The 26,341-nt window shown below is 41.2% G+C and carries 17 protein-coding genes and 1 tRNA gene; 12 read left to right on the top strand and 6 right to left on the bottom strand.

All coding sequences use genetic code 11. The features are described 5' to 3' along the window. Nucleotides 1-354: 354 nt before the first annotated feature. Nucleotides 355-428, bottom strand: a tRNA-Arg gene (locus ACTIE0_RS06670). Nucleotides 429-699: 271 nt separating this feature from the next. Here ACTIE0_RS06670 and ACTIE0_RS06665 point away from each other — a divergent pair. From ACTIE0_RS06665 to ACTIE0_RS06655, 3 genes are all read left to right on the top strand, one after another. After that, nucleotides 700-1,371: an Npun_F0813 family protein gene (locus ACTIE0_RS06665; protein ID WP_006624902.1), complete on the top strand. Its 672-nt coding sequence runs from the start codon at nt 700-702 to the stop codon at nt 1,369-1,371. Between the two features lie 145 nt (nt 1,372-1,516). Beyond that, nucleotides 1,517-2,512 carry a hypothetical protein gene (locus ACTIE0_RS06660; protein ID WP_006624903.1) on the top strand — a complete coding sequence of 332 codons (996 nt, stop codon included), beginning with the start codon at nt 1,517-1,519 and terminating at the stop codon, nt 2,510-2,512. A gap of 178 nt (nt 2,513-2,690) precedes the next feature. Then, on the top strand, nt 2,691-3,602 hold the full coding sequence (locus ACTIE0_RS06655) for a helix-turn-helix domain-containing protein (RefSeq protein ID WP_006668241.1): 912 nt from the start codon (nt 2,691-2,693) through the stop codon (nt 3,600-3,602). 93 nt (nt 3,603-3,695) lie between these two features. On the opposite strand, the gene ACTIE0_RS06650 is transcribed toward ACTIE0_RS06655, so the two are convergent. Beyond that, on the bottom strand, nt 3,696-4,193 hold the full coding sequence (locus tag ACTIE0_RS06650) for a Spy/CpxP family protein refolding chaperone (RefSeq protein ID WP_006624906.1): 498 nt from the start codon (nt 4,191-4,193) through the stop codon (nt 3,696-3,698). Nucleotides 4,194-4,371: 178 nt separating this feature from the next. Between ACTIE0_RS06650 and ACTIE0_RS06645 the strand changes: the two genes are divergently transcribed. From ACTIE0_RS06645 to ACTIE0_RS06610, 8 genes are all read left to right on the top strand, one after another. Beyond that, complete coding sequence (locus ACTIE0_RS06645; RefSeq protein WP_006668242.1) at nt 4,372-5,730, top strand: sensor histidine kinase; 1,359 nt, start codon at nt 4,372-4,374, stop codon at nt 5,728-5,730. Next, nucleotides 5,708-6,370, top strand: a complete 663-nt coding sequence (locus tag ACTIE0_RS06640; RefSeq protein ID WP_006624908.1) for a response regulator — start codon at nt 5,708-5,710, stop codon at nt 6,368-6,370. Before ACTIE0_RS06645 ends, ACTIE0_RS06640 begins: the two co-directional genes overlap by 23 nt. 122 nt (nt 6,371-6,492) lie before the next feature. Next, the gene (locus ACTIE0_RS06635) at nt 6,493-7,479 is read left to right on the top strand and encodes a nodulation protein NodZ (RefSeq protein WP_006624909.1); all 987 of its coding nucleotides are present in this window, start codon (nt 6,493-6,495) and stop codon (nt 7,477-7,479) included. A 293-nt stretch (nt 7,480-7,772) separates the two neighbouring features. Continuing rightward, nucleotides 7,773-9,941, top strand: a complete 2,169-nt coding sequence (locus ACTIE0_RS06630) for an McrB family protein (RefSeq protein ID WP_439516862.1) — start codon at nt 7,773-7,775, stop codon at nt 9,939-9,941. Between the two features lie 6 nt (nt 9,942-9,947). Further along, nucleotides 9,948-11,531, top strand: coding sequence for a DUF2357 domain-containing protein (locus ACTIE0_RS06625; RefSeq protein WP_006624911.1), 1,584 nt, complete (start codon nt 9,948-9,950; stop codon nt 11,529-11,531). Next, nucleotides 11,524-13,077 (top strand): AAA domain-containing protein, encoded by a 1,554-nt coding sequence (locus ACTIE0_RS06620; RefSeq protein WP_006624912.1) that lies wholly within the window; start codon nt 11,524-11,526, stop codon nt 13,075-13,077. Before ACTIE0_RS06625 ends, ACTIE0_RS06620 begins: the two co-directional genes overlap by 8 nt. Further along, the gene (locus ACTIE0_RS06615; RefSeq protein ID WP_006624913.1) at nt 13,074-14,771 is read left to right on the top strand and encodes a phospholipase D-like domain-containing protein; all 1,698 of its coding nucleotides are present in this window, start codon (nt 13,074-13,076) and stop codon (nt 14,769-14,771) included. Before ACTIE0_RS06620 ends, ACTIE0_RS06615 begins: the two co-directional genes overlap by 4 nt. Before the next feature lie 5 nt (nt 14,772-14,776). After that, a complete protein-coding gene (locus ACTIE0_RS06610; protein ID WP_235677508.1) occupies nt 14,777-17,122 on the top strand; it encodes a hypothetical protein in 2,346 nt (781 codons plus the stop codon). A gap of 96 nt (nt 17,123-17,218) precedes the next feature. Here ACTIE0_RS06610 and ACTIE0_RS06605 read toward each other — a convergent pair whose 3' ends face one another. After that, nucleotides 17,219-20,431, bottom strand: coding sequence for a UvrD-helicase domain-containing protein (locus ACTIE0_RS06605; RefSeq protein ID WP_006668247.1), 3,213 nt, complete (start codon nt 20,429-20,431; stop codon nt 17,219-17,221). A 38-nt stretch (nt 20,432-20,469) separates the two neighbouring features. Continuing rightward, complete coding sequence (locus tag ACTIE0_RS06600) at nt 20,470-23,121, bottom strand: PD-(D/E)XK nuclease family protein (RefSeq protein ID WP_006668248.1); 2,652 nt, start codon at nt 23,119-23,121, stop codon at nt 20,470-20,472. Nucleotides 23,122-23,280: 159 nt separating this feature from the next. Here ACTIE0_RS06600 and ACTIE0_RS06595 point away from each other — a divergent pair, with 159 nt between their 5' ends. Beyond that, nucleotides 23,281-24,873 carry a serine/threonine-protein kinase gene (locus ACTIE0_RS06595; RefSeq protein ID WP_006624917.1) on the top strand — a complete coding sequence of 531 codons (1,593 nt, stop codon included), beginning with the start codon at nt 23,281-23,283 and terminating at the stop codon, nt 24,871-24,873. Here the strand turns inward: ACTIE0_RS06595 and rbsK are convergent. Further along, the gene (gene rbsK / locus ACTIE0_RS06590) at nt 24,853-25,791 is read right to left on the bottom strand and encodes a ribokinase (protein ID WP_006668249.1); all 939 of its coding nucleotides are present in this window, start codon (nt 25,789-25,791) and stop codon (nt 24,853-24,855) included. The genes ACTIE0_RS06595 and rbsK overlap by 21 nt on opposite strands. 33 nt (nt 25,792-25,824) lie before the next feature. Further along, nucleotides 25,825-26,127, bottom strand: coding sequence for a PP2C family protein-serine/threonine phosphatase (locus ACTIE0_RS06585; protein WP_338085928.1), 303 nt, complete (start codon nt 26,125-26,127; stop codon nt 25,825-25,827). Nucleotides 26,128-26,341: the final 214 nt, after the last annotated feature.

Raw genomic sequence — 26,341 nt, 5'->3', positions numbered from 1 at the left:
CGTGGTTGAAAGCCCGCATTCGCCATTGTATTGAGCAGTTTGATTCTCTCCATGATGCCATGGATTCCGTTCTCAAAGCTGCGTCCTAACCACCTTGACTAATACTATACATCAGGAGCCGTGTGCTGGGAAACTCGCAAGCACGGTTTTGAATTGGAGTTGGGGAAGGCGACTTCCCTTTCGACCATAACTGCTTATTGATTAACCCGTCAATAATTAAGATTTGTTGCTAAGGGATATGCGCTAATTATCCTGTGTGTTAAGACTTAATGAAGTGTATTTTGTGCGCAACGATACCACTATCGGGTTGAGCGATATCACGCGATAGTAGTCAGGATAAGGGTTTACAGTAAACGGGTGTGGTAGGACTCGAACCTACGACAAACGGCTTAGAAGGCCGCTACTCTATCCAGCTGAGTTACACACCCAGGCAAGTCTTGCATTTTACCTGAAGTTGACACCTATAGTATCAACTAGTATCAACCTAAATCAAGTAAACTCAAGTCCCAAGGCTTGATCATCAATGGACACGTGTAGATGATAACATAAAAGCGATCGAGATTGACAGTTGACTGGCAAAAATTATCTGGGATGATTAAGTTTGCCACATTGGAGATTATAGCGCCATGGGTTCAACAAGCACTACAATAACAAACACGAGCCGACCTGCAACTCTGCCAAGAGTAGGTACATAGTGTTATGTTTATTCTGAAACGACAGGATGTTGAGATCTCCACGATCCAACACCCCAATCGGGATCAACAGATTCCCATTCTCTATTATCAAGGGCAGACGTTCCGTCTGATGAAGGTTTTTACTGTTCAGCAAGAAAACGAAGCCAGAGCTTATTGGCGAGACTTGACTGATAACAAGGGTAAAGCCTGCGTACTACTCGAAGAACCAGAACGCTATAGTGTTTGGGGTAAAGTTCGCCTTGAACAACTCGGTAGTGAGGGGGGTGGAGGTACTGATGCTAAGGTATCAGGCCTCATTCGCGCTTCTCTATTGGTCTTACAAGCAGTTTACTTTGATGTTGAGGATTTATTGGGGTCAAGACAAGCTGTAGCCTTTGAAAAGGATCTGCTCAAGATTCTTCAAAAAGGTAAATTTCCCGCCCATGATAACTCAGAGGCGGTCAAAACTCTTTTGACCAAAGACCCCCTGGAAAGTTTACAAATTCCTTCCTGGAATGAAAATAACCTGAAAACATTGCTAGAAGAAGTTTACCGTCTGGGTAAGAGCTACTTCGGAAATACTAGCTTTGCAGAAGGCTTAGATGAAGTTCTACAGGACTTGGCCCAAGAAGACCGGGATTCATTTATCAGTTGGCTGGGTGAATCTACTCTGGGAAATCTCTGGGAGATAAGTTAAGTAATGTTAGGATTTTTTGGTTTTGGTATCTAAATATGGGAGGCTCGAATTGAGATTAGTTTTTGAATGAGTATTCTTGGGCAAATCTATTGCGATCTGGTTTAGTAATGGTTTTCAACTGTAGATTTCTTGTTATTGTATCGCTATGAGTAGCACGTCACAACAAAAATCATCGGTTATATCATCTCTGGTATCTCCGCAAAATCTGCTGATATTTGGCATCACCTGGGTGGTTCTGGCTCTGTTGTTCTTCCTGCTGTTTAGTGTAAGTGCGCCAGGGGAAGAACGACCTTTATGGTATTCCGTTGGCACTTATATCTTTGAATTGGGTGCTTTTCTGATGGCTGCACTGGTTTGCTATAGAAATTGGCGTAGCCCCCAAATGGTCAGCGGACGCAATGTCTGGCTGGGAATTGGTCTAGGATCACTGTTTTATTTTATGGGAGGTTTACTATTTGGTTTATGGGAACTGGTATGGAACCTTGACCCGGTGGTTTCCCTAGGGGATGGGTTCTATGTCCTCAGCTATTTGTTGTTTGGCTGGGGAATGGTTACGGCGGTGACTTCTAAACGCCTAAATCTGGAGGTTTGGCAGTGGGCGACTCTGGCTGGTGTGGCGATCGCTGGTATAACTTTGGCAACCTGGGTAGCTGATCCGTCATTTTTTGGGCTGTTAGGGACTACTGAAGAACCCCCGGGTCAGGAACAGATAGTCACTACCCCTAATGGAGTGGCTATGGTTGATGAAGCCATGGCTGAGGAGGAAGAAGAAAGTACGGCCCCAGATTGGGTGCTGGCAGTTGATGCTAAACTTGAACCTCTGGGATTTTGGCTGAATTTGTTTTACATCTATGGTGATGTGGTGTTGCTGATTCTAGCAACTGCCCTGATTCTGGCTTTTTGGGGAGGGCGCTTTTCTCAGTCCTGGCGTATGATAGCCTTTGCTATCTTCTCGCTGTATGTGGCGGATACTTACTTTAAATGGTCTGATTCTCGGGTCGAAATTGAGTATGAAAGTGGCAACTTGCTAGAAGTGTTTTTTGTCTTTACTGGCATTTTGTTTGTGATCGGTGCGGTCCTAGAATATGACATATCAACTCGTTCTCGCCAAAGCCGACGTAGACGCACCAGCAGAGGCTAGAATGAAAGTTGATATGTCTAGTTTTGTCGCTGGATTTTTCAGAGAACTTCAAGTTTTGATGTTCCTAATCGTTCAAGAAAATCTGTAGAGAAAATTAGCCAAAGAGGCGATCGCACTTAGAGGGATCCCTTCTAAGCCTGTGGAAATTAACTCCAATGTCCAATTTAGACCAAATCTGATGACATCCTCAAAACTTTCTGACTCCCAAAAACAGGAAATCGTTAGGCTTTATCAAGATGTACCGGAGGAAACGACCATCACCCTAGCGGAAAAGTTCGGGGTGAGTAGTTCTACGGTAAGGCGTATTCTACAAAGTGCCGTCCCACGGGATGTTTATGATGTTCTAACTCATCAGAAGCAACGGTTACGAAATCAGAAAAAACCCCAACTCAAGGATAGCAGATCTGAATTTACTGATGGGGAGTCTCAAGCATTGGAATCTGAGGATTCTAAGTTAGATTCTGATGCTACGACGGAGGTCTGCCTGCGGAAACGCTCATCTGTGTTAGAACCTGAGACTGTAGAAGCCACGCCAGATTCAAATTCTGGGGAAACTACCCGTGCGCCGTTGCGGGAACAACCCAATTTGAAAACTCCAAATGATGAGATGGAGGAGTTGATCACACCGGAGTTGTTTTCTGGGGAAGAATTTAGCGATTTTGAGGATGATGAGGATGAGGATGAGGATGAGGATGAGGATGAGGATGAGGATGAGGATGAGGGTTATGGGGACAATGATCAGGATTTGTTCGATCGCCCCCTTACCCCTGATGCTAACAGCTTAGTTCAAATTCTCCCCCTGACGGAGGCTGAGTTACCTAAAATTTGCTATTTGGTGATTGATCGGGCTTCGGAACTGATTGTTAAGCCTTTGAAGGCTTTTGCGGAGTTAGGACGTATCCCGTCGGAAGAAATTCAGGAAAAAACTCTACCTGTTTTTGATAATCATCGGGTGGCTAGTCGGTTTTCGGCACGCAATCAGCGGGTTTTTAAGGTTCCTGATGGCAGGTTAATACAAAAAACAGCCCCCCATTTGCAAGCGAAGGGAATCACTAGGTTGTTGATTGACGGTCAGGTTTATCACTTTTGAGTTGGGTTAATTTAGGGAACAGGAAACAGCTTTCACGCGCCCGGTTTCCTGTTCCTATTGTTGAGGAGTTAGTTAATTGGCTTGATCGCTATTCTAACGAACACTACTAGGAACAACACGACCAGGACCACGACCATTACCGGGACCACCACCGGGACCACGACCATTACCGGGACCACCACCAGGACCAGGACCACGACCCTGACGTTCCCCCATTCTTTCTTGGAGTTGCGATCGCTGTTCTGGGGTGAGAACTTCCCGCATTTCTAACATGGTATCGAACCGCTGGTCACTCAAGGCGCGACTCAACTCTTGGATTCTTTGACGCTGTTGGCGCAATTGTTCTGGACTGGCGTTGCTTTGTTGTAGCGATCGCATTTGTTCCCGACTGGCTTGGAGTTCCTGGCGTTGACGCTCTGAGGAAGTGGCGGCGCGATCGCGAATTGCTTGCATCATCTCCTGTTGTTGGGGGGTTAGGTTCAGACTATCAAAGCATTGACCTTTACGGGGACCAGCAAAAGCGGCGGTGGTAGTTATGGGGACAATTAAGGCGGTAGCAGCCATTAGAGAAAATAAGCGTTGCATATTCATAATCTATAATCCGGGAATATCTTTGAGATTATCGACTCGGTTTGAGCTTTAATCTCATTGTAGGTAGATACAAGCTGCGATCGCCTCGATCAGAATACCCAAATCATGATAGGTCAAAGGTAACGGTTTCTGATAGTCCTAAAGTACCAAAAGAGATATCCGGGGGGGTTGGCTGCTCGTGAAAAATATTTTGGGTCGTCGGAGTTTTCCAGTACCTTTGCTGCTGTATTTAGAGTGGGTGCTGTTGGCGATCGCCCTGTTAACCGCCTTTAGCCCCCCTGTCATCCACAGTCCCGGACAACAGGGACAGGGACACAGGATTCACCGTCACATCCACAGACCAGAAACTATAACGGATAATCAACAGAGGCGATCGGGGTATGGCGCGCGCCAGAGAAACCGGAATTGGGGACACTACCGCAGTCGTCGGTTTCCCCTGGGGATTTTGGTTAGTATTGGGAGTTTGGGTCTCATGGGGTTGAGATTACCTGAGCGATCGCGCACACCTGCGATCCGGTGGGTATATATCGCCTGTGGGTTTACCTTTAGTTGGTTGGCGGTGGTATTTGGGGGGCGGGGGGTGAGTTTTTTATCCGCCCTGTTGCTAGTCGTGGTTATTCGCGCCTGTCTGTTATTTTCCTGGCGCGATCGCATTGCGGTCGCTATTTTTGCCTATGGCTTATTTCTGCTGTGGGTATTTCTGCGCCTGAGACCCCTGGCTGGTAATTGGGCTGATCCAATTCAGGGGCTAGTATTGACTCTGACTTTTAATTCTAGTGTTTTATTTGGGTTAGTATTACTGTTTGTTTTATTGTTAGTAGGAGCGCTATTATCAGAGCAAGAAAGTCGCCAGAAATTGGCGGAAGCGAATCAACAGTTAAGGGAATATGCTATGTTGATTGAGGATAGGGCAATTAGCCAAGAACGTAATCGCATCGCCCGAGAAATTCATGATTCTGTAGGTCATCATTTGACTGCCCAAAGTATTCAATTGGAAAATGCGGCTCTATTTATCGCTGAGGATAAACAACGGGCTGCCCGACATCTTCAACAGGCTAGGGAGTTGGGGAAGGAAGCCTTAAAAGAGGTGCGGGCATCGGTGAAATCTTGGCGATCGCATCCTCTAAAACAGTCTTTTTTGCAGGCACTATCACAGCTAATTTCCGAGTTTGAGGCGACTACATCAGTCCCGGTAGCATCTAATTTACAAATCCCGGATACATTACCCCTTGATATTTCTATCGTTTTATATAGGGTCATTCAGGAGGCTTTGACCAATATATCTAAGCACGCCCAAGCCACAAAAGTAGATTTATTTTTATTAGAAAATAGCCGAGAATTTGCTCTGAAAATTGAGGATAATGGCTGCGGGTTTAATCCTGCCCAAAATACCACGGGATTTGGCTTGCAAGGTATGGGGGAAAGGGTGATGGCTGTGGGGGGTCATTTCGACTTAAACAGTTCTCCCGGTGAAGGGTGTAAAATTGAAGTAAAAATCTGGAAAAATCAGCATCATGATTCGAGTTCTGTTGGTTGATGATCAGGGGATTATTCGGGAAGGGTTACGGAGTTTATTAGAGGCGAAACCAGACTTGGAAATAGTGGGAGAGGCTGAGAATGGGAAATTGGCGGTGGAATTAGCCTTAAAATTAAAGCCGGATGTGGTGTTAATGGATGTGCGAATGCCAATTATGGATGGGGTGGCGGCGATGCGATCGCTTGCTGAACAACAGCCGGAAATTAAGGTTTTGGTATTAACGACTTTTGATGATGATGAATATGTCACCCAAGCTATGGAATCCGGCGCTAAAGGATACCTATTAAAGGATACACCTTCCGATGAACTAGCGCAAGCTATTCGGGCAGTGTATAAAGGATATACACAGTTAGGACCGGGTTTATTTGAGAAGGTGATGGCTGCTAGGTCTAAGGCTTCTAGGGATGAACCTTTACCAGATAATTTACAAGATTTAACTCCTAGGGAATTGGAGGTTTTGCGGTTAATTGGTAAGGGTTACAGCAACCGAGAAATTGCCCAGGAGTTATTTATTAGCGAGAGAACTGTGAAAAATCATGTTTCTAGTATTTTAAGCAGTCTGAATTTACGCGATCGCACTCAGGTGGCTTTACTGGCTAATCAATACCCAATTCTGTCTGATCATCAACCTCCCCCATAATTGACTCTGAGATACTATAAATCCCCGTGCTAGGCTTCCCTGTCAGAAGTGGCGATCGACTCCCAAAATAGTAAAATCGTGCTAAATTAATCATCATAACTTTACCAATAATCATTATAACTATGACTAACTATATTGTTGTCAAGGGAACATCAGGCATTGGTAATCGTGTTTTTGCAGTAGCTACCGGGATTTTATATGCTCAGTTGAGTGGTCGTCAGTTAGTAGTTGATTGGCGAGATGGGAGTTATTCTAATAGTGGAACTAACTTATTTTTCCGGTATTTCGACTGTCCCGTAGCACAGTCCGTAGAAGTGTTACCCGCCACCGATTCGATTTATCCTACCCATTGGCAAAATAAACTTAATCGGTCTTTGGGTTCTGTAATCAATGAGTCGGGTCTTAGTTGCTATAAAGACTTGTCCTTTGATGTGTCTCGTTTGGATTATACCGAAACTATTATAGTGTTGTCCGCTTATACCCATAAAATTGGTTTTATGCGCCCTTTATTTACTGGGTCAGCTAGTCGTTTTGCCTCAATGAATAATCTGGAAATTCTCCAGTTGGTTTTGCAGTCTAACCTCAGCTTAAAAGAGGACATTCGGTTACAGGTTGAGGAATTTAAACGAGAATATTTTGCCGATTATATGATTGGGGTGCATATTCGTTACTCCGATATGAAAGTGCCTTTATCAGAGGTAGAATCATCTCTGGCATCAATCATCAGGTCGGTTAAGTCAAAACACCCTAACTATAAGATATTTGTAGCCACCGATTCTCAAGAGGTGCTGTCTTCATTTAAACAGAAATTTCCGGTTATTATCTCAACTAATAAGTGGTTTTCTGCTTCGGGAAAACGACTGCATCAAAATCCCGAAGAATGCGAGGACTTAATTCAAAATGGCATTGAGGCTCTGGTAGATTTAGATTTGCTGGCTGCTTGTGATGAGTTACTATTTGCATCCCGCTCATCTTTTGGTTTATTGTCGAGTATGTTAATGGATAAACCCCAGGCTATTCGCCATGATATTGATACCCAAAAACCACTAATCAAACGAGTTCAACTCAAGCTAAAAAATCTAGCCAAGAAGCTGAAGATTGGGGGGTAAATCAACGATCACAAAATCGACGATAGCCAATTATAGAAGTCAGTGGCTGATGATTACTGCTTCTATAGCTTGAGGCAGTTGGGGGGAGAGTTGATGAACACTATTATAATGAGGGTGTCAGGTTGAAGGGTTGGTGAAATTCCCCAGAGGAGATTCTAAATTTTCTGGACTTCTACCCTGGACTGTAATTGGGGATGTTCACAAAAATTTACATAACTTGTGCCTGAATTTGCGTAATTTCTCGATGCTGCGCCGATAGGATAGTAGAGATAGAAGAGTTCAGGGTATCTGGGATGATCAAAAATTTGGCGATCGTCGGTGGTTCTTGTCTGTTGGGAGGTGCGGCTGTATTCTTTATTTCCCCATCCCGAGACGCTTGGAGTACCATCTTCGGAAGTACATTGGGGGGATTAGGGGGTGCAACAGTTACTATTGAAAGCATCAAAAAATCTAGCAAAGAAGTCATCAAAACTCAACAGCAAATCCAGGATTTAAAACAAGAACATCAACAGCTATTAGCAAAAGTCCAAGAAATCCAAGATAGACACAATAAATTGACCCAACAATTGAGTCGCGCACAAGGTCAGCTAACTAATAAAAGGCATGATTTAAATAATCTGCAAAACAGAGTTCAGGAAATTGAACAGCAAGAACAGGATTTAAAAGTTCGCCTAGAGAGACTCAGAATCAGCAATCCCCAATTAGAGACGTTAGAACAAATGGCAGCTCAAATCGGAGAATTGAGCCAAAATAAAAGCGGATTAGAAGGTGAAATTGCTGCTCTAAATTCCCAGTTACAAGAGTTAGCGAATCAACGAAATTCCCTCGCCCAAATTGAAGTGCAATATCACGCTAAAAAGGCTGAATTACAGGAACTCACAGAGCAAATTCAAGCTAGGACAGAGTCACTGCAAACCCTTCAGACTCGACAAGGGGAGTTGGAAGTTATCAGAGCGAGTTATGATGCTTTATCTGCTGAACAGCAACACTTGCAAACCAGAATCGAGCAGCTACGTCCAGAAATTCAGCGTTTGGAAGGTGAAAAGCAACGAATTTTACAGGTGATTCAGCAACACCAACAAGATTATCAAGAAATTGAAAATTTAAGAAGGCAAATCAGAAATCTGAATGCTGAAATTCGCAGAAAAATGCTGGATTTACAAGATATAGAGCATAACATAAATACGGCTAATATAACTATGAATGGCTTGCGAGTTAAAAACGCTCAATTACAAGAGGAAAAACAGAGACATCAAGAAGAGATTGATGGTTTGAAAGGAGAATTAGAAAATCTCAGTAATAGCACTGAAGTGGCGATGAAGGCGCTCAAGGATAAGTTGTGGAATCATTTGCCGACACCACCATGGAATATCGGCAATAGCGGAGATATAGAAAAGCAATTTTTACAAAGTTTTACAGCATTCCTGAACTTACAAGGATTGACATTTACTCGGCGGGTAGTCAATGCTTTTCACACTTCTTTAAAAGTGCAGGATATATCGGCTTTAGTGGTTTTGGCGGGGATTAGTGGGACTGGAAAAAGTGAACTTCCCCAAAGGTATGCTGATTTTATTGGCGCACAGTGTTTGACTTTGGCGGTGCAACCCCGTTGGGATTCTCCGCAAGATTTGCAAGGGTTCTACAATTATATCGAAAAGAAATTTAAACCGACGGATTTGATGCGGGGTCTGTATCAATACAATCATGACAATCAGATGCAAAATCGAATCGTTATCGTGTTGCTAGATGAGATGAATTTAGCGCGAGTTGAATATTATTTCAGTGATTTTCTTTCTAAGTTAGAAAGCCGTCGTTCGGGGGACACTTATTTAGAGATTGATTTGGGAAGTTTGCCGCTGAGGGAGGAAGAACGTCGCCTGAAAATTCCAGAAGAGTTTTTGTTTGTGGGGACGATGAATGAGGATGAAACGACCCAAACTTTATCGGATAAGGTGCTAGATAGAGCGAATGTTTTAACTTTTGGTAAGCCAGAAAATTTGAAGCTACGGGAAGACGGTAACAACAGTCCTGGGGTTAATAGACCTCAAGGTTATTTGGATTATGAAAAGTTTAAGGCTTGGAGAAGAAGACCACAAGTTAATTCTCCTGTGGTTCGCAAAGTTAAAGAATATTTGGATAGAGCCAATAATGTGATGGAGAAAATTGGACATCCTTTTGCTCATCGTGTTTATCAAGCTATCACTCAATATGTGGTTAATTATCCGGGAGTTTCTGAGGTTAACTCGGCTGAGTTTCGCTATGCTTTGGCTGACCAATTTGGACAGAAGTTATTGCCGAAATTGCGGGGGTTGATGATTGATGATTATCACGAAGAATTGGAGGAGATGAAACAATTGATTGAGCAATTGGGGGATGAACCTTTGACTAAGGCTTTTGAAAAGTCTAGGAATAGTTCGACGGGTCAATTTGAGTGGAAAGGTTTGATTTATCCAGAGGAGTAGGGAACAATGCAAATTTATCGGAGTTTATTCGCGTATCTGAATGGCGCTAATCCTGTGGCTAATAATCAGGTTTTACAGGTGCGCGATCGCCCCATTATTTTGGCAAATGAAGCCGAAAATTTGACCGGTAAAGAAGCGATCGCTCTCGGTGGGGGATTGTATGAAATTGCTTTTCCTTATTTGGAAATCTCTGACCTGGAACATCAGAATAATAGATTGCTATACGAGTTGACTTTGGAGCCGACTTCGGTGATAATTAAGGTGGCTGATGAGGTGTGCGATCGCGATAATTGTGAGGACGAAAGCCAATCGAAAATCTGGGAGGAAAAATTAGGCGATCGCTTTGATGATACCGTCTCCAGATGCTTACCAGTTTTGACGGGTTTGTGGGAAAACTTGGTGTCGGAAAAATTGGGAAACCAAGCCAGAGTTCGCCTCCTAGATTTACCAAACCAAGATGCTAAAATTCAAGATGCACAAAAACCTTTAATTATCACGTTGCAAAATCGCTATGAATTAAACCAAAAGCTACAAACCATTACTCCCAAAATGCGGCAACAACTGCGACGTAGAGCGGAATTAACCCCCATCGGACGCATTCAAGAAATGGACGCTTATTGCTTGCGAGATTATACGCGCCGTCCTGGCAGAAATGCTGCGGAAAAAGGGGGTTCCCGTCAACAGTTAATGGCGATTAGACGCTATCAAGATTATAACACACCGGAAAATAAATTGCTGATTTATTTTGTGGGTAAAATATTATATTTAGAGTCTACGCGCTTAAGTTCAGAATATGCCACAGATAACCGCAGTTTTAGCAAATCAATTAAGGTATTTAAAAATCAAACCCACGTCCGGGAAATTCTCAGAAAGTTGAGACAATTTCAACTGCTAAAACCCAATTATGTTTTGCTTCAACATCCAATTTATAATAGCTTCTATCGCGCCTATCTGGATTATCTTGCCAAAAGAAAGGAAAAGCAAAAAATCTGGGGTTTTCGGAATCAGTTATTCGCTGACGTTATCGGTATCTGTTTGTTGATGGCATTGACCAAATTAGCAAATTTTTATGTAGATCCCACCGCCGAATTATGGCGGCAAACGGTTCCCGAAAAAGGACGTTATTTCAGCCAAAAAAATGAAGAAAATCTGAAAATTCAAGTTTTCTTAAAAGACAAAGTTTATAATTTTAGGGTGGAAAAACCGGATAATATTAGCTTGGGAGATTGGCTGTTAAACCTAGAAATTCATGATTTGAGGTCAGCGAGTCTGACCACTCGGACAATTAAAATCCCGATTTGGGTGTTTTGGTATGGTCCCAGTAATGAGATGATTTTGGAAGGTATTAACTATCTGAAAAGCCAACAACAACAGCAACCAGAGATTAAAACCGCACTGATTTTTTACTTGCAGATTTCTCCCCATAAATTTTTGTCGGAGATACCCAATTCATGGAATTTTGAGAACCCCAGAAAAGTTTGGCTGATGCAAACTCCTAATTTTCTCGCGGAGGACGGTTTGACGCAGACGGTTAATATGATGTCTGGCTTTATTAAAGGTTTAATTAATCAATTAACGGATAATGAATGAACAACAGTTTTGGTCGCATTTAGACAGATTACTAAATTCTAAACAGGTATCGCGGTCAATGATACAGGCGATACAGCAACGGTTATCGCAGCTACGAAATCAACCGACATTACCGCTAAAGTTAATTGTAGAAACAGTTGGTGCTGGTGGGGTCTATTTGCGACCAGAATCAGGTCTAAATTTTCCCAGTATTACTCCGGTATATTCGCTGACTGGTCATCAGGAAATCGCTTTAGAAATGGGTCTTTCAAATAGTGCGATCGCCTTAATTTCTGGCCCTCCCGCCACCGGAAAAACCCGCATTGCTGCCAGTTTAGCTGATGCGGCTATAAACCACGAAAAGCGAATTTTAATCCTGAGTTATTATCCCACTGTTCTCGATGCTTATGAAAAATTACCCGGCTATCCATTGCGGCTGAATCAATCTGAAAGTCATCAAAACTCCATCGCTGAACAACTGCGAAATCATCACTTATATCAGCCAAAGATGGACTATTTACCCGCCTACTATCTGCCAGATTTGGAATTGGCAAAACTGCGAACTCCCGCCAAACTGGAAACCTGGTTGCCGCGAATTGAAAATAAATCTCACGCGGAAATTTCCCAGCTTCTCCAACGGGAATTTCCCGATTTAACCCCAGCTAGGCGGGATATCGTCGCCATTCAACTGCAACGGCTGACTCCCTTACTCAAACAACAACTCAGCCTCAGTCAACTGTTCGGAAGTCTCCCAGAAACGGAAATCGAACAATTAGCGAAACAGTTGGCAAATAGTCCCCAAATTCCCATCTTGGCAACGGCTAGAGAGTTTTTTGATGTAGCAAATCAATCCCTATGGGAAAGTAAGTTTGACTTGGTAATTGTGGAAGAATCTCAATATTTAAGCTGGGATGAATTGATTTTATTGGCAGGTTTAACTCAAAAATTAGTCTTGTTTGGCGACGAAACCCATACTTATATAAGTCAACGCAATGCCAACACCTTAACCCGCGTTGATGCCTTTTCCTTTCTCTCTCACCATTTACTACCAGCTTATTCCTATAAACTAACTCAACAGTTTCGCTTGCATCCAGAAATTGCGGTTCCTGTCTATTCGCTAATTTCTAATGACTGGATTCAAACTTACACGGAACCTATATACTATAATTTACCGTCCTTAAATCATCGCTTAGTTTGGCAAGATGTTCCCCAAACAACCGAAATTCAAAACATCTCAAACTGCTTAAAAAATTTACCTGACAATCGAGAAGATATCGGCATCATTGCCACGTCGGAAGGAGAACGAGAACGGTTAATTCAGGAATATCCGCAATATTTTATCGACACGATTGATAATTGGAGAGGGAAAGAGAGAAAAATTGTGGTTTTTTGCTGTAGTGGAGAACCTCAAAATGTGAAGTGGGAACAAACAAAAATTGCCTTAACTCGCGCCAAAGATTATTTGATTATGGTGGGAGACTTTGAGCGATGGCGACCTAATTCGCCGTTGCAAAAATTAGCAGTTACTCGATTAAAAAGCACAGAAAGGACGGTAATTTTATCATGAAAGTTGAATGTCAATTTAAAGGAATATTTTATCGTCAATCTCCCACGCCGTTGGGGAGTAGCATCTCTATGGCTGAATTGTTGCGGGAGGTTGAAGCTGTTGCTACTCAAACCCAGAGGCGGACTCCTCGGCTTTTGCGAGAATCTTTTGGTTTGGATTTTGTGCCTAATTCTGTATTAATTGAATTATTAAAACAGTTGCATCAAGTGACTAATGACAATGAATTATATCAATTGTCGGGGTTGCAACTTTTAAATCCCCAGGTTTCCAGGAATCTTCCCCCTCCCCAATTTTACGAGTATAAATTTGTCAGTTACGGGGAAGAAGCACAATTTTCGCTACAACCGGACGATCGCCAAATTCCCATTTTTCCTTATCAAGAGTCCCAACAGGAGGGAATTTATACGTTAATTTTAAATAGCGATCGCCATCCAAATTTATCTCCCCAACTGTCTGAGAAGATCTGGAAAGAGGCGATCGAGACTTGGGAAAACTTGGAAGATTCCGCCAAAATAGATTATTTTTTGACCTCCATATCCGGCGCAGCTAGGGTCACTTTTTCGCCTCAATTATCGCTGACGGTTGAATTGGCGGAACTTTCCTCCTCTCTACAGCAAGCGATTCAATTCCTGCAAAAACGGGAAGATAAACCACCCGAAGATATCGCCGATTTGGTGGAAAAATATAGATGCGATCGACAAATCAAAATCAGTCATTTTCCCAACCATCTTCAACCCCAACCCAGTTTTTCACCCGCCCAAAAGTTTGTTATTAAAAGACAATATCATAATTACATCACCCAAATTATTAATAAATCCGCAGAATTTTTGCTAATATCTAGCTATATCATTGAGGCGGAAGATGTCGTTGAAATGATTTGTCAAAAATCTGAACAACTCTCTCAAGGGGTGTGGATTCTCACCGATTTAAGAGACGAAGTAATTGATAGAATTGACAGTCAAGTGGAGTCCAGACAACAATTACCAATCAGTTACCAAAGGTCCGACCAAAACAAGGTAAGGTGTCTGCGGAAATTGTTGGGAACCAATACCCATAAGCTACAAATTAGAAGCGGAAAATTTCACTTAAAAACCTGTATTTCTGAACAATATGCTTATCTGGGTTCCTGCAATTTGACCGCCGGAAGTTTAAAGCGAAATTTAGAATCAGGGATGATTTGGAGAAATACCCCCTTACATTCCCAACTGATTCAAACATTCGGTCACTTTTGGGATAACCACACCCAAGATGATATCATCGTTTCTGGTAATGTGTTGACCTTGCGTTCCATTCCCCGTCCCTCTCAATCCCAAATTATTTCTAATCCTCAGCTTTTAAATCCCCGCCAATACTATCAAGATTTACTCAACGAACTCCGCGAGTTTCGGGGAAATATCGTTATCATCAGTCGCAGCTTTCGACCTACGCCCGAATTAAGAGAACTTTTAAAGTTATCACAAACGCAAGTTGTTATTGATAGCCAAATGAATAGCCAAGATGCTGATTTTAACATCAGAATTATCGATTATTGCCATGCTAAAATAACCCTACTTCACGATAAAGTTGCCTATATCGGAGGTGTCAATTTTAACTTTTCTAGACGTAGCTTTGATTTGCACGATTTAATGTATAAAACGACCGAATTACAAGAGATTAAGCAAATTTTCAATTCTTTAACCAATCAGGAAAATTAATGATCATGACAACGCGATTATTTAATTTGGAATCTTACGTTGACTGCTGTCAATATGCCAACCAATTTAACAAATCCATAGACAGCTTAACTCCCTCCCCTGGAGATTTACCGAGAGGCTATAAAAACTTGATTAAAGATTATGGCAATTCTCACTATTTGAATCAACCCATTTTTACAGAAAATTATCCGTCAAGGTTGACCCTTCAAACAACAGCAGCGACTTGGATGGGAACCCCGTTATCCGCTGGGGAGACTCCACGACTGTTTATTATTCCCGATACTATCGACTTATTAACTCTTAGTACCAGTCATTTTTTAGCCTCCCAAGAAGCCTATTTATATAGTAGTGCTTATCATTACTGGAATAATTATTCTCTTTGCCAAAAAAGCCGAATAACTAGACCTCTGTTGTTCTTGAATTTAGATAACTGGGTTAGTCGGGAAATGATTACGATTGAAATGAATAATAATATCCCCATTTTGAAGCATCAAACTCCGATTAAACATCAATTTAATTTGAATCCCCTCGACACTTATCAGTCAATATGTAAAGATTTGGCATCAGCAATTTTGCAAAATAATTTTCGGATGTTAGCGAATCAATCACAGACCATTAAACATCTGGCGAATTACTTGCAAAAAGTCGCATTTTTTCAGCAACATATTATCAATCAACAAAATATCATCTTTGTTGGTGAAATCTGGCATCAAGATCGCATTTTTTATAAAAAGGTGACGGTATCTCGCCAGACAATCAGAGAAATTATTTTAAACCGAATCGATTTAACTCAGATTCAAAACCTCATCCAAACTTATCCCCAATATCAATTTGTTTTAGTTTCTCAATATCATCCATTCATCGAATCTCAAGTCCAATCTTTGCTTCCCGGAGTGATTTTTGTTTCTAGCCAGCTTCGAGAATTTGACCGCATTTGGCAATACAAGCAGAATCATGGGTCAAGATTTCCTCTGTTTGGAATTTACCTAGATAAAATCGAGTTTAAGATTGCTATTGAGGGTCAAGAGAGGTGGATTCAACTGACGGAAGGCGATATTATTTCCTATGAAGGGGAATCTCGCGAGTTGATTGGCAAAATCCCGGAACTTGATAATAAAGATACTTTTAGAATCCCCCAAGATAACTTAAATCCGACTCTGCCAATTCGGGTTAATGGCGCAGATTTTTGTAAAAACGATGTTCCCCAAGATTATAGCATTTCTGTGGTGGAAAATGAAGTAACGGAAGATGTAGAGGTGAGGATAAAATTCACCCTCAAACCGGGGTCGTCTCCCCTGCTGGAAGTTGAAGATATTAACAATAAGTATAACATCAAAGCGGAGTTAACTAATCGAATTGTTACGGTCAGATACTATGGTTATATTCCCTATCTGAAGTTGAGTCAAACCCGTGCGGAAAAGTCGCAAACGCAAATAGAGTTATTTAGATATAATAGCGATCGCTGGCAAAATTTACAAGACTATTTACAAAAAGTTATCACTAAATTGGACATAATTTTCCAAAACAACAGACCAGTGACACGCAGAAAATACGAAGAATTAACCCAATTACTATCTCAAATTACCAGTATTTTGCCCAAAAATAGTTATAATCTCGATGTTCTTCAATATATTAATCCAGAAGAATTGACAGAATTAACACAAATTCTCGGAGATTCTCGATGGCACAAAATGACTAATATTCTTAATATTTACCCCACTGATTTTAAGGAAAAAATAAATTGTGTTAAAATTTGTTTAATATGGGTAGGAAAGCTCTATAAATTTTCTGCGTTTATTTGGTCAGATTTTTATTTTAATCAATCCCAAGAATTGCAAATTATAGACGATACAAGAACAAGCATTAACTATGAATATTTCCTTTATTTGGCGAGAACTGCTATAAATGAATCCCGACAACAACGATATTTTAATTTATTGGATAATTCGGAGCGATTCACTAATGAAGGATATATGTGGGGTTATGGTCGAATTTTGCTATGGTATTTTAATTTCCAAGATTCGGGTCATATCTTAAATTATCGCAATCATTTTGGGAAAATTTTAGAGTATTTACGGCAACAAAACCCCAGTTGTTTGAATATTCAATATAAGCAAAATGTGTTTTTATCTCTCTCGTATTTGTTAGGTTTTAGGGAATTTGATAGAAGTTTTTGTCAACCCAGTTCCCAGGAGTATAATTTGGCTGAACAAGTGATTACTAGGTTTGCAGATGACCCGATAAAGTTGAATCAGGTGAGCAGAGAAAAATCACTGAATCAAATATTTGAAGAGTTGCTTAAAGGACAATCGACGGAAACAGATTGTAATAATTTGTTGCAGGGGAGTTGAAAATAATATGGCGTTTTTTAAGCTAGTAAGATGCGTCAGATTGAGATAATTTAGGATAAATAGAAACGCTTTCAACCTTGACGCACCATCCATCATTTATATAGACTCATACCTATGTTCGCAAATTTCACCATAGCGACAGGTTTGGCAGTTTTCTCGTGATGGTTTGGGGGGATAGTATCCCTCTACTATATCTCGAACTATGCTTTCTGCCTCGTGGGCAGTTTTGGCTAATATTTCCGGTGAAAAAGAGTAGCATTTTTTATGGCGTAAATAGGCAATATGTGCCTCCGAACAGTTTAAGGCTTTAGCATAAGCCCATAGTTGTAGATTATGGTGTTCTGGACGCATGACTTTATCGGTTTTATAGTCTAGCACCCAATTATCCCCAATTAAATCGGCTACGCCATTAAAGGTAACCCCTAATATATCTAATTTTAACTCAACTTCTCGCTGATTTTTGGGGTGTATGAATCTTTTAAATTCTTCAGTATTATCAAACTCTTGAGCGAGGTAAATTGCCTCCCTGAGTGATTGTTCATTACTGCCATTTTGGGCGAATTTGCCGAGTTGATCAATGTCTCTGATATCATATTCTAAAGCGTTGTGAACTAACTGACCAATTATCATGCCTTGATTGGCTTCTTCTGATAAGCCTGGATGTCCGAGAATATACATGAATTGAAACCGGGCTGGACAACGTTTATATTCACTTAAAGAGGTTACAGGAAGTTCAAATAAACCAGAGGTCATCGCGTTGGTCAGTAGGGGAGGGTTAATGGCTGGAGGTGGGGGACTTGGGGGGACTGGCGGGATGATATCATCACTATTAATTTCTAGGGTGGTTATGGGAATATTGGCGGCTTGTAACCCTAAGTATAATTTATCTAAATAATTACCTTTTTCCTGGGGGGCGGTTAATAAGATATAATCCCGACTGCGAGTTAATGCTACATAAAGTATTCGCAAGGCTTCGGCTTCTTCTCGCTGTTGATTTCGATATTTTAACCAGTTGTAAAGAACTGGATCTTTCAGGTCTTTGTCGTCGTCTTTGCAGCGGATAGCGACACCATATTCTGGGTCAAAATAAACGGGTACTGATGAGTTGGGACTTGGGCGGCTGAGGTCGGCTACAACTACCATCGGCCATTCTAATCCTTTGGCGGCAAAAATGGTCATTAATGATACTGCATTGCTGGTATTAATGGGGGGACGTTCTACGGTTACGGCTTTATCTTTTAGGCGCTTGAGACGGCGAACTACTCCGAATAAATCATCGGTTCCTTGTTCTAAAATTTGCACTAATTCTCGAAATCCACTAAAGTCGGCTAGGCGACGATTAGAGGCTGGTAAATTGGCGATTATGGCTGTATATCCTGTTAATTGATCTGCTATTTGTAAGAGGCGAGATGGTGGCTCAATCTGGCGTTGTTTGAGCAGTGTTTTTAAAGTATCGATCGCCTTAGCAAATTCGGCGGGTGACGCAGTGGTTAAAATTTGCCACCAACTGATATTTTCTGATGTGGATTTGTGGGATAATTGAGATTGTCTACTAACATTGAATAAAAGGCGATCGCTAATGGCAAAAAAGGGACTTCTTAACAGGGCTACTAATGCGATATCATCTCCAGGGTCGGCTAAGAATTTTAGCAGTGACCAAGCATCTTTAGCTTCTTGGGTTTCTAATAGGTTTCCACCTCCTGAAGGCGCTAAGGGTATTTGGGCGGCGGCTAGGGCTTCTCCATAACTGTCTAAGGGTTCCCAAGTGCGGGTTAAAATAGCGATATCGCCTGGTTGAATAGGTCTTAATTGTTGAGTTTGTTTATCAAATACTGGGATTTGATTATCTAACATTTCTTTTAAGGTTTTAGCAATCAAGTTTCCTTCTGCTATCCGTCTTTGATTAATATCAGTTTCGGCGGTTTTAGGTATCACAAATACTTGCAATGTTTCCCTAGGGGATGGCGGGTCAATGCGGACAGCTTCCAAGTCTTGTCTTAAATCTCCTAATAACGGAGAAAATACCTGATTAATTTGATTGATTAATTTCTGATGAGTCCGGAAACTTTGATTAAGAATTATCTCATCTCCCTGATGATCAATAATGCGTTTTCTAAATTTATTAAAAACCCCAATATCTGCCCGCCTAAACCCATAAATTGACTGTTTTTTATCCCCCACTATAGTTAAATCTCCTGTCTGGGTTAAAAGTTCTAAAATTTCCCCTTGAATAGGGTTGGTGTCTTGAAATTCATCAACTAAAAAGCTGCGCCAGCGTTGTTGATAATAGAGTTGAATCGTGGGATTATTTTGTAATGCGGTCAATGCGCCAATTTCTAAATCTGCAAATGTCAAAACTCGCCCTTGCCATTTTAACTTTTGTAAATGGTCTTTAACTTCTCGGTAGGCTTCTTTTAAGGCGGCTAACATTTCGGCTAGTTTGTGGTCGGCTTCCCCAACTTCTGCATTGATTAAATTTTCGTTGAGAGAAGGTTTAACTAATTCTTCTCGTAAGGCTTTTAAGGCATCTTTAACAGTTTGTATATTTTCCCCCCAGTTTTTTTTGCTACCATATCTGATATCGATTTTATATAAAACTTGCATATTCTCCGAGATATTATCACCGTTTTCTAGGGATAATATGGCGCTAACTGTCCCTTGTCGGATGGCTTCGAGTTTGTCTTCTGGTTTGCCAATATTTGACGTTAAAATGTCTTTTAATTCCCGCCATTGGGGATGATTTACGAGGTCTTCTAAGGCGCGATCGCGCAATTGTTGGGCTAACTCTGACCAGTCTATTTGTTGATTTAATGACCTTTCTGCCATCAAGGGGTCATCTAATAAGGTTGCCAAAATTCGCGATAATAAAGAATAAGGTATGGTTTCAAAAACCTGAATAGGCAATTTAGATAAAGCAGTTTCTAACCCTTCATAAAGCCAGATTTTGCCTTCTAAATCTTCTAAAACTTGGAAGTCAGCAGCAACGTTAGCCGCCTGGGGATGTTCGCGACAAATACGACTAGCTAAAGCGTGAATTGTACTAATGGGGGCGGCTTCTAATTCGGCTAGGATATCGGGACGGTTAGGAAGTTGTTGCCTTACCTGTGAACGAATACGCGATCGCAATTCCTGGGCGGCTTTTTCAGTAAATGTAACCGCCACTATTTCCAAGGGAGAAAGTCCCTTTTCTACTAAATAATATAAATACCTTTCTACTAACATATAAGTTTTGCCAGTCCCCGCCCCGGCTGTGACGATAATACTTTGAGGACTGGTAGCAGCGGCTTGTTGTTCATTGGTTAAACTCATGGTTAATTAATCCTTACAAATTGACGAAAAATCTGGAATTATTTTGATGATGTTTTGCGACTTAGACGGTTACCCTTACGACAAACAGAGTCAAATTCACAATATTGGCAGACTTGCTGTTTCTGGTCTGGCGCTACTGGATAATTACCCTGTTGTAGGCGTTGTTTAACCTCCTCGGCAAAGGCTTCTAAAATGGCGGGTTCGGTTAATTTCGCCTTTAAGTAACGCTGTTTGTTAAGAGAATACAACTTGACATCTACCTCTGGGACTTCGTTAAAGTTTTGGGCGATCGCCTGTTGATATAATGGCATTTGAATATTGATTTTGGCTTTTCCAGAATCATCTTTAATTCCCAATGGTGAGCTACTGGTAGTTTTATAGTCTAACACTAATAGACCCGTGGGGGTGCGATCAATGCGATCGACCCTAGCAATTACCTTTAACCCATACCATTCAGCATCAAAGTAATTTTCACGACTAATAATTTCGGCATTAGCCAGCAAAAAATCTTCAGCTTGTAAATTTAATTCTAACATATTTAAACCTTCTAATCTGCGCGCTTCCCAACCTATAAACTTGTCAAAATTCACATTTTCTTCAGCTTGTAACGCGGCTTCTGCCTGAGATAATGCTTGGTTAATATCTTGTATGTCTAACCGCCTTAAATCCGTTTGAGTTTTGATGTCTTTTAACAAAATTTCTAAGCAGCGATGATATAACCGACCTCGGAGACTGCCAGTGATTTCTGCTTCCGCTTCCGATGGTTCTTTTAAGCATAGTAAATAGGTGGCAAACCACTTAAACGGACATTGACCTAATGCCGTTAATTGCGATGCACTAAAAATCCGATTTTGATAATCAACTCCTATGCCAATAACCCCATCATATTCATCAGGAGATTCGCCACTTTCTCGGCGCTGTTCAACTTGCCAATTTTTGATGATATCATTAACTATAACATCATTAGATAACTGGTATGGCTGCTGTAAGTAATAGCGTCTAGCTTCCTCAATACTGGCTAAATTCAATAGGGGTGGGGGAGTTGTTTCTATTCCTAAACGGGTAGAATAAGGACTAGGTAACAGCGGTTTTTTGTGATGCTGTTCGGCACAAGAAAAAGTCAAAGATTTTGTGGGTATTCTTAATAGTTCATAAAAACATAATTCATTCCGTTGGGCGATATCTATAGCCGTTTCTAGGGTAATGTTGAATTGAGATAGTCGCCGGGATTCGTAAAAGTCTAAAACTGGATCATTTTCAATGGCTGCGGGTAGGATACCTTCCTGAAAACCGATTAAAAAAACATGGGGATAACTCGCACCCTGTAGAGATAATGGGGTGTGAACTTCTATCCCTCCTTTTCCTGGTTGCATGGGGACTTTTAGCTTGGTGATTATCTCTAAAATATCTTGAAAAAACTCTTGTCGATTAAGGCGATCGCCATCAAGTTTTGATAATTCCAGCCAAGCTGTTTCTAGTTGATTAAAGGCGACTATCTCCCGAGACCATTGGCTGCTATTTTTGCGGATATCAAAGAATTTTAAAACTTGTTTGATCCGGTCTACCCAATTTGGTAGGGTATCGCTTTGGGGGAATTTTAATAATGATAAATTTAACCCTAATTCTTCCCATTCAGCTAGGTTATTTGGTCGCTTTTGTCGCGCTTCTAACCATTGTTTATATGTTAAATATCGGGCTAAAGGATGATGCAAAAGTTTAGCGGTAGACTCAAAGGGAAAATTATTTTCGATGACTTCTATCAATAATGCGATCCAATACCCCAGGCGAATATTCCGCAAGGGAATTTTATAAAATAATCGCAGTGGTAACTGATATTCCCAAGCAATATCTAATAATAAAGGCGCATAGGTTTTTTCATCCTGGGTCACTAGGACAATTTTACTGGCTGAGACTCCATCTATTATTAACTGCTTAACTTGGGAGAGAACCCCCCTAATTTCTGCCTCTAAATTTGGGTAAATATGGCATTGGACTTTATGGGGAAGTTCCCCTTTACCCAAAAAGCAGTTTTGCAGTTTTTCTCCTAAGCTAAAGTTATCATCATTTTCCTGATAATTGACCTGCCATCCTTTACTCTCTAAATAGGCGATCGCCTCTCGATTTTTGGCAAAAATTTCCTCTGTTCCTGTCGGTAAAACCCAGATGCTACCTTCCCCTGCTACTAGGTTAATAAATTTTACCTGATCAAGTTGAGGTTGAAAATAACCATAAATTAATAAAGTTTGTGCTGGAGTTGGTGCTTGGGTTTGATAATTAATGGCTTCCCAAAATAATTGATCCTGGTCAATATAGCCCTGCTTTTGTAATTTTTGTTTATAGCGATTAGTCACTTGGGCTAAATCCCTAATTCTCCGAGAATTATGATGAGTTAATAAGTTTAAGTCTACTCCAGATTTTAAGAGTTTTTGGCGGGAGGGTATTAACATTTTCGCGATACCATCAGGGTCATTACTGTTGATATTCTCAGCCACAATGCGCCGCCAAGTTCGATCCATAGTTAACACTGGCGCTATGGTAATTTCATGATTATTTATAGTTTTGATAGCCAGCTTGTCTAAAGATTTATAAGGGACTTTTAAACAACGGGCTACTGGTTGAGTTGGGGTAATAGTAGTTATTTGTGATGGTAGATGGTTTAAATTGTGGGGATTAACAATAAGCGATCGCATAATTAATTACACTCGTTGACAGTATGATAATTTTACCCATAAGTGGCTGTTCTAGTCAAATAGGTGCTGATGATTGTTAACATTTCCCAATTTTCTGGTAACATTAGTCAAGGCTGACCGTCAAATTGAATGCTGAGTTAATCCCTTGAACTTCCCAAAATGATTAATACTGCGCTGCTGTCAGGTCAAATTCTCCGCCACCACTATCTGATCATTCGTGAATTAGGTCATGGTGGCTTTGGACGCACCTATTTAGCTAAAGACCAACACCGCTTTGATGAGTTGTGCGTGTTAAAAGAATTCGCACCCCAACTCAAAGGTAATTATGAGTTAAAAAAATCCCGAGAGTTATTTCAACGGGAGGCGCAAACTCTCTACCAACTTAAACATCCGCAAATTCCCAGATTTCAAGAAATATTTGAGGAACAAATATGCGGTCAAATTTATATGTTTGTAGTTCAGGATTATGTCCAGGGTTTCACTTGCCGAGAATTACTCAAAGAGCGACTGCAAAAAGGTGAATTTTTTAGCCAAGCTGAAATCACCGAAATTCTGTTAAAATTGCTGCCAGTGTTGGATTATATCCACTCATTAGGAGTTATTCACCGTGATATTTCCCCCGATAATATCATCTGCAGAGACTCTGATGGGTTGCCAATTTTGATTGATTTTGGAGGTGTAAAACTGATGAAAGCGCACATCAATTCCGAGTGGTCTTCTCAGAGTTTACACCCCAGCCCCGCCACTCGATTAGGAAAGTTCGGCTATGCGCCAGATGAACAAATGCAGATGGGTATTGTTTATCCCCATAGCGATTTATATTCTTTAGCGGCGACTTTGTTAGTGTTGCTAACTGGTAAAGAACCTCAACAACTTATTGATAGTTATAATTCTACTTGGAAATGGGAACCATATCTAACTTTAAATCCTGAGTTATATCGGATTTTTCATAAAATGTTAGCACGTCAACCTAGCGATCGCTATATTTCCGCGCGTCAAATTTTACAGGATCTTAACCAGATCTCAATATCTCCTCAACCTATTCCCACTCAACCGCCACCAGAGTCAGTCACCCCTGACATATTACCGCCCCCAAAAAACCAGCCCCCTGTGGCTAATTTTAGTCCTCCTACTGTTCAACAAATAACCAAATTCGAGTTTTCTCCTAGGTTGAAAATGGCGAGTTTAGTCCTGTTGTCAATGGTGGTAATGGGTAGTTTTGGCTGGTGGGTGGGTAATGTTTGGGCCGATCGCTTTTTTGTTATGGAAACAGCCAAAGATGAATTTGGTAAAATGTCCGAACTTGAAAGGATAGAAATATTACGCGATCGCCGTCGCCATTTAGGTGTTAATTATAACTTTTTTATGACTTTAGTCAATGAAGAGTTTTATTTTCGCTACCCCCAACAACAAGGGCGACTATTAACTAATGATCCTGTTGATTTCGTTTGGCGAAAACGTTGGGATCAAATCGCCCATGAAGTCTTAAATGAGTTAGAAACCCTCAGTTATGAATCTCGACAAGGTTTAGGAACCTATACCCAAGCCGATCTAAATAGTTGGATTAGTACAGCCAACCGCCTTAATCTTAGCACGGCTGAACTGTTTAATTTAGCCGATACTCAATTCTATCAACTCTTCCCAGAAAGACGTGATCAAGGCTCCATAGAAGCTGAACCTTTAATTCAAATATGGCGGGGAATTGTTCGCGATCGCCTCTCTAATTGGGAATCAATTAATCGTGAAAGTTGACATGGGCGGCATCAATACATCATCTAAGGCTTGGCGATCGGGTAGAGAAGACTGCGCCCCTACCTGGGTAGTCGATAAAGCCCCCGTTGCCGCCCCCCAGAGAATCGCCTCCTTTAGCGATCGCCCTTCGTCTAAAGCCGCCGCCATTCCCCCATTAAAAGCATCTCCCGCCGCCACAGTATCCACCGCATTAACCGCAAAAGCCGGAACCCAAAAAGATTCAGATTTAGTCGCCCAAAATACTCCCTTAGACCCCAACTTAATTACAGCAGTTTTTACCCCAAAATCCAACAGAGTATCCGCAGCTTTTTGGGCAGTTTCTACATTATTGACCGCAAAGCCCACCAGTTGACTCGCCTCCGTTTCGTTGGGGGTAATAATATCCACCAACGGATATAATTGTTGAGGGAAAACATCAGGGGCTGGGGCAGGATCAAGAATTACTCTCACTCCCGCATTTTTAGCCGCATGAATAGCCGCTTCCACTGCTTTTAGGGGAATTTCTAATTGCAATAATAAAGATGTTGCTTCCTCCCATAAAGGTTCTAGTCTCTGCACATCTTCTGGACCAACACAACCATTAGCACCAGGAATAACAATAATCTGATTTTCGCCGTTATTATCTACTGCAATAGTCGCTAAACCAGAATGGGTACAATTATCGCGCAAAACCCCTTCACAACCGACGCGATTAGCTTTTAATCCCTCCAGAAGTTCTTGAGCAAAAGCATCCCCGCCAACTCTTCCTACCATCTCAGTTTTTGCCCCTAACCGCGATGCTGCTACGGCTTGATTTGCACCCTTTCCACCTGCTACCGATAAAAAATTATATCCGGTTAAAGTTTCCCCAGGTTGAGGGAGTCGAGGAGTTTGCACCACTAGATCCATATTGATGCTGCCAAAAACTAAAATACTCATAGTTTGCTGTTAATATTGGGGTGATTAAGGGGATTATTTTTGCTTTAAAATAATCAAGGTAATATTATTAAATATTCGCTGACGACCAATATGCTCAAAAACATCAGAAACAATGGCATTTTTTCTGTCTTCAGATGTCTGTTCATGATGACATAGTGCCACTTCACACAAGCGGTCAATGCCATAATGTTGGCCATAGCTATTTTCCCCCTCAGTAATCCCATCTGTAAATAATATTAGCACATCTTGGGGATTTAGTCTAACCGTAATTTTATGGACAAATTGACTAATATCTGGTTCCAAACCCACAGGAAATCCTAAATCAATGGTATCTATAATTTCTACTTGAGGATCATCACCCGATCGCAGTCAAATCGCTTGTTCATGCTGGCCACTAATTTCTAATCATCCCTGACAATAATCTAACAGCATGAGAGTTCAATTTTGAGCACAATTCATCCGAGCCACATTCTCATAACTCGTCAAGCTGGAGTGACTGACGAATTATCAGAGCAATTTCAGCTACAATATTAGATGTTTCGGATTGCAG

Source organism: Limnospira sp., from assembly GCF_051859755.1.
Classification (GTDB): domain Bacteria; phylum Cyanobacteriota; class Cyanobacteriia; order Cyanobacteriales; family Microcoleaceae; genus Limnospira; species Limnospira fusiformis.
This window is presented reverse-complemented; position numbering and strand designations above follow the sequence as displayed.

Bases quoted from the DNA above. Each gene is read 5' to 3' on its own strand.
- ACTIE0_RS06665 (WP_006624902.1), top strand. From the start codon at position 700: ATGTTTATTCTGAAACGACAGGATGTTGAGATCTCCACGATCCAACAC.
- ACTIE0_RS06660 (WP_006624903.1), top strand. From the start codon at position 1,517: ATGAGTAGCACGTCACAACAAAAATCATCGGTTATATCATCTCTGGTA.
- ACTIE0_RS06655 (WP_006668241.1), top strand. From the start codon at position 2,691: ATGACATCCTCAAAACTTTCTGACTCCCAAAAACAGGAAATCGTTAGG.
- ACTIE0_RS06650 (WP_006624906.1), bottom strand. From the start codon at position 4,193: ATGAATATGCAACGCTTATTTTCTCTAATGGCTGCTACCGCCTTAATT.
- ACTIE0_RS06640 (WP_006624908.1), top strand. From the start codon at position 5,708: ATGATTCGAGTTCTGTTGGTTGATGATCAGGGGATTATTCGGGAAGGG.
- ACTIE0_RS06635 (WP_006624909.1), top strand. From the start codon at position 6,493: ATGACTAACTATATTGTTGTCAAGGGAACATCAGGCATTGGTAATCGT.
- ACTIE0_RS06630 (WP_439516862.1), top strand. From the start codon at position 7,773: ATGATCAAAAATTTGGCGATCGTCGGTGGTTCTTGTCTGTTGGGAGGT.
- ACTIE0_RS06625 (WP_006624911.1), top strand. From the start codon at position 9,948: ATGCAAATTTATCGGAGTTTATTCGCGTATCTGAATGGCGCTAATCCT.
- ACTIE0_RS06620 (WP_006624912.1), top strand. From the start codon at position 11,524: ATGAATGAACAACAGTTTTGGTCGCATTTAGACAGATTACTAAATTCT.
- ACTIE0_RS06615 (WP_006624913.1), top strand. From the start codon at position 13,074: ATGAAAGTTGAATGTCAATTTAAAGGAATATTTTATCGTCAATCTCCC.
- ACTIE0_RS06610 (WP_235677508.1), top strand. From the start codon at position 14,777: ATGACAACGCGATTATTTAATTTGGAATCTTACGTTGACTGCTGTCAA.
- ACTIE0_RS06605 (WP_006668247.1), bottom strand. From the start codon at position 20,431: ATGAGTTTAACCAATGAACAACAAGCCGCTGCTACCAGTCCTCAAAGT.
- ACTIE0_RS06600 (WP_006668248.1), bottom strand. From the start codon at position 23,121: ATGCGATCGCTTATTGTTAATCCCCACAATTTAAACCATCTACCATCA.
- ACTIE0_RS06595 (WP_006624917.1), top strand. From the start codon at position 23,281: ATGATTAATACTGCGCTGCTGTCAGGTCAAATTCTCCGCCACCACTAT.
- rbsK (WP_006668249.1), bottom strand. From the start codon at position 25,791: ATGAGTATTTTAGTTTTTGGCAGCATCAATATGGATCTAGTGGTGCAA.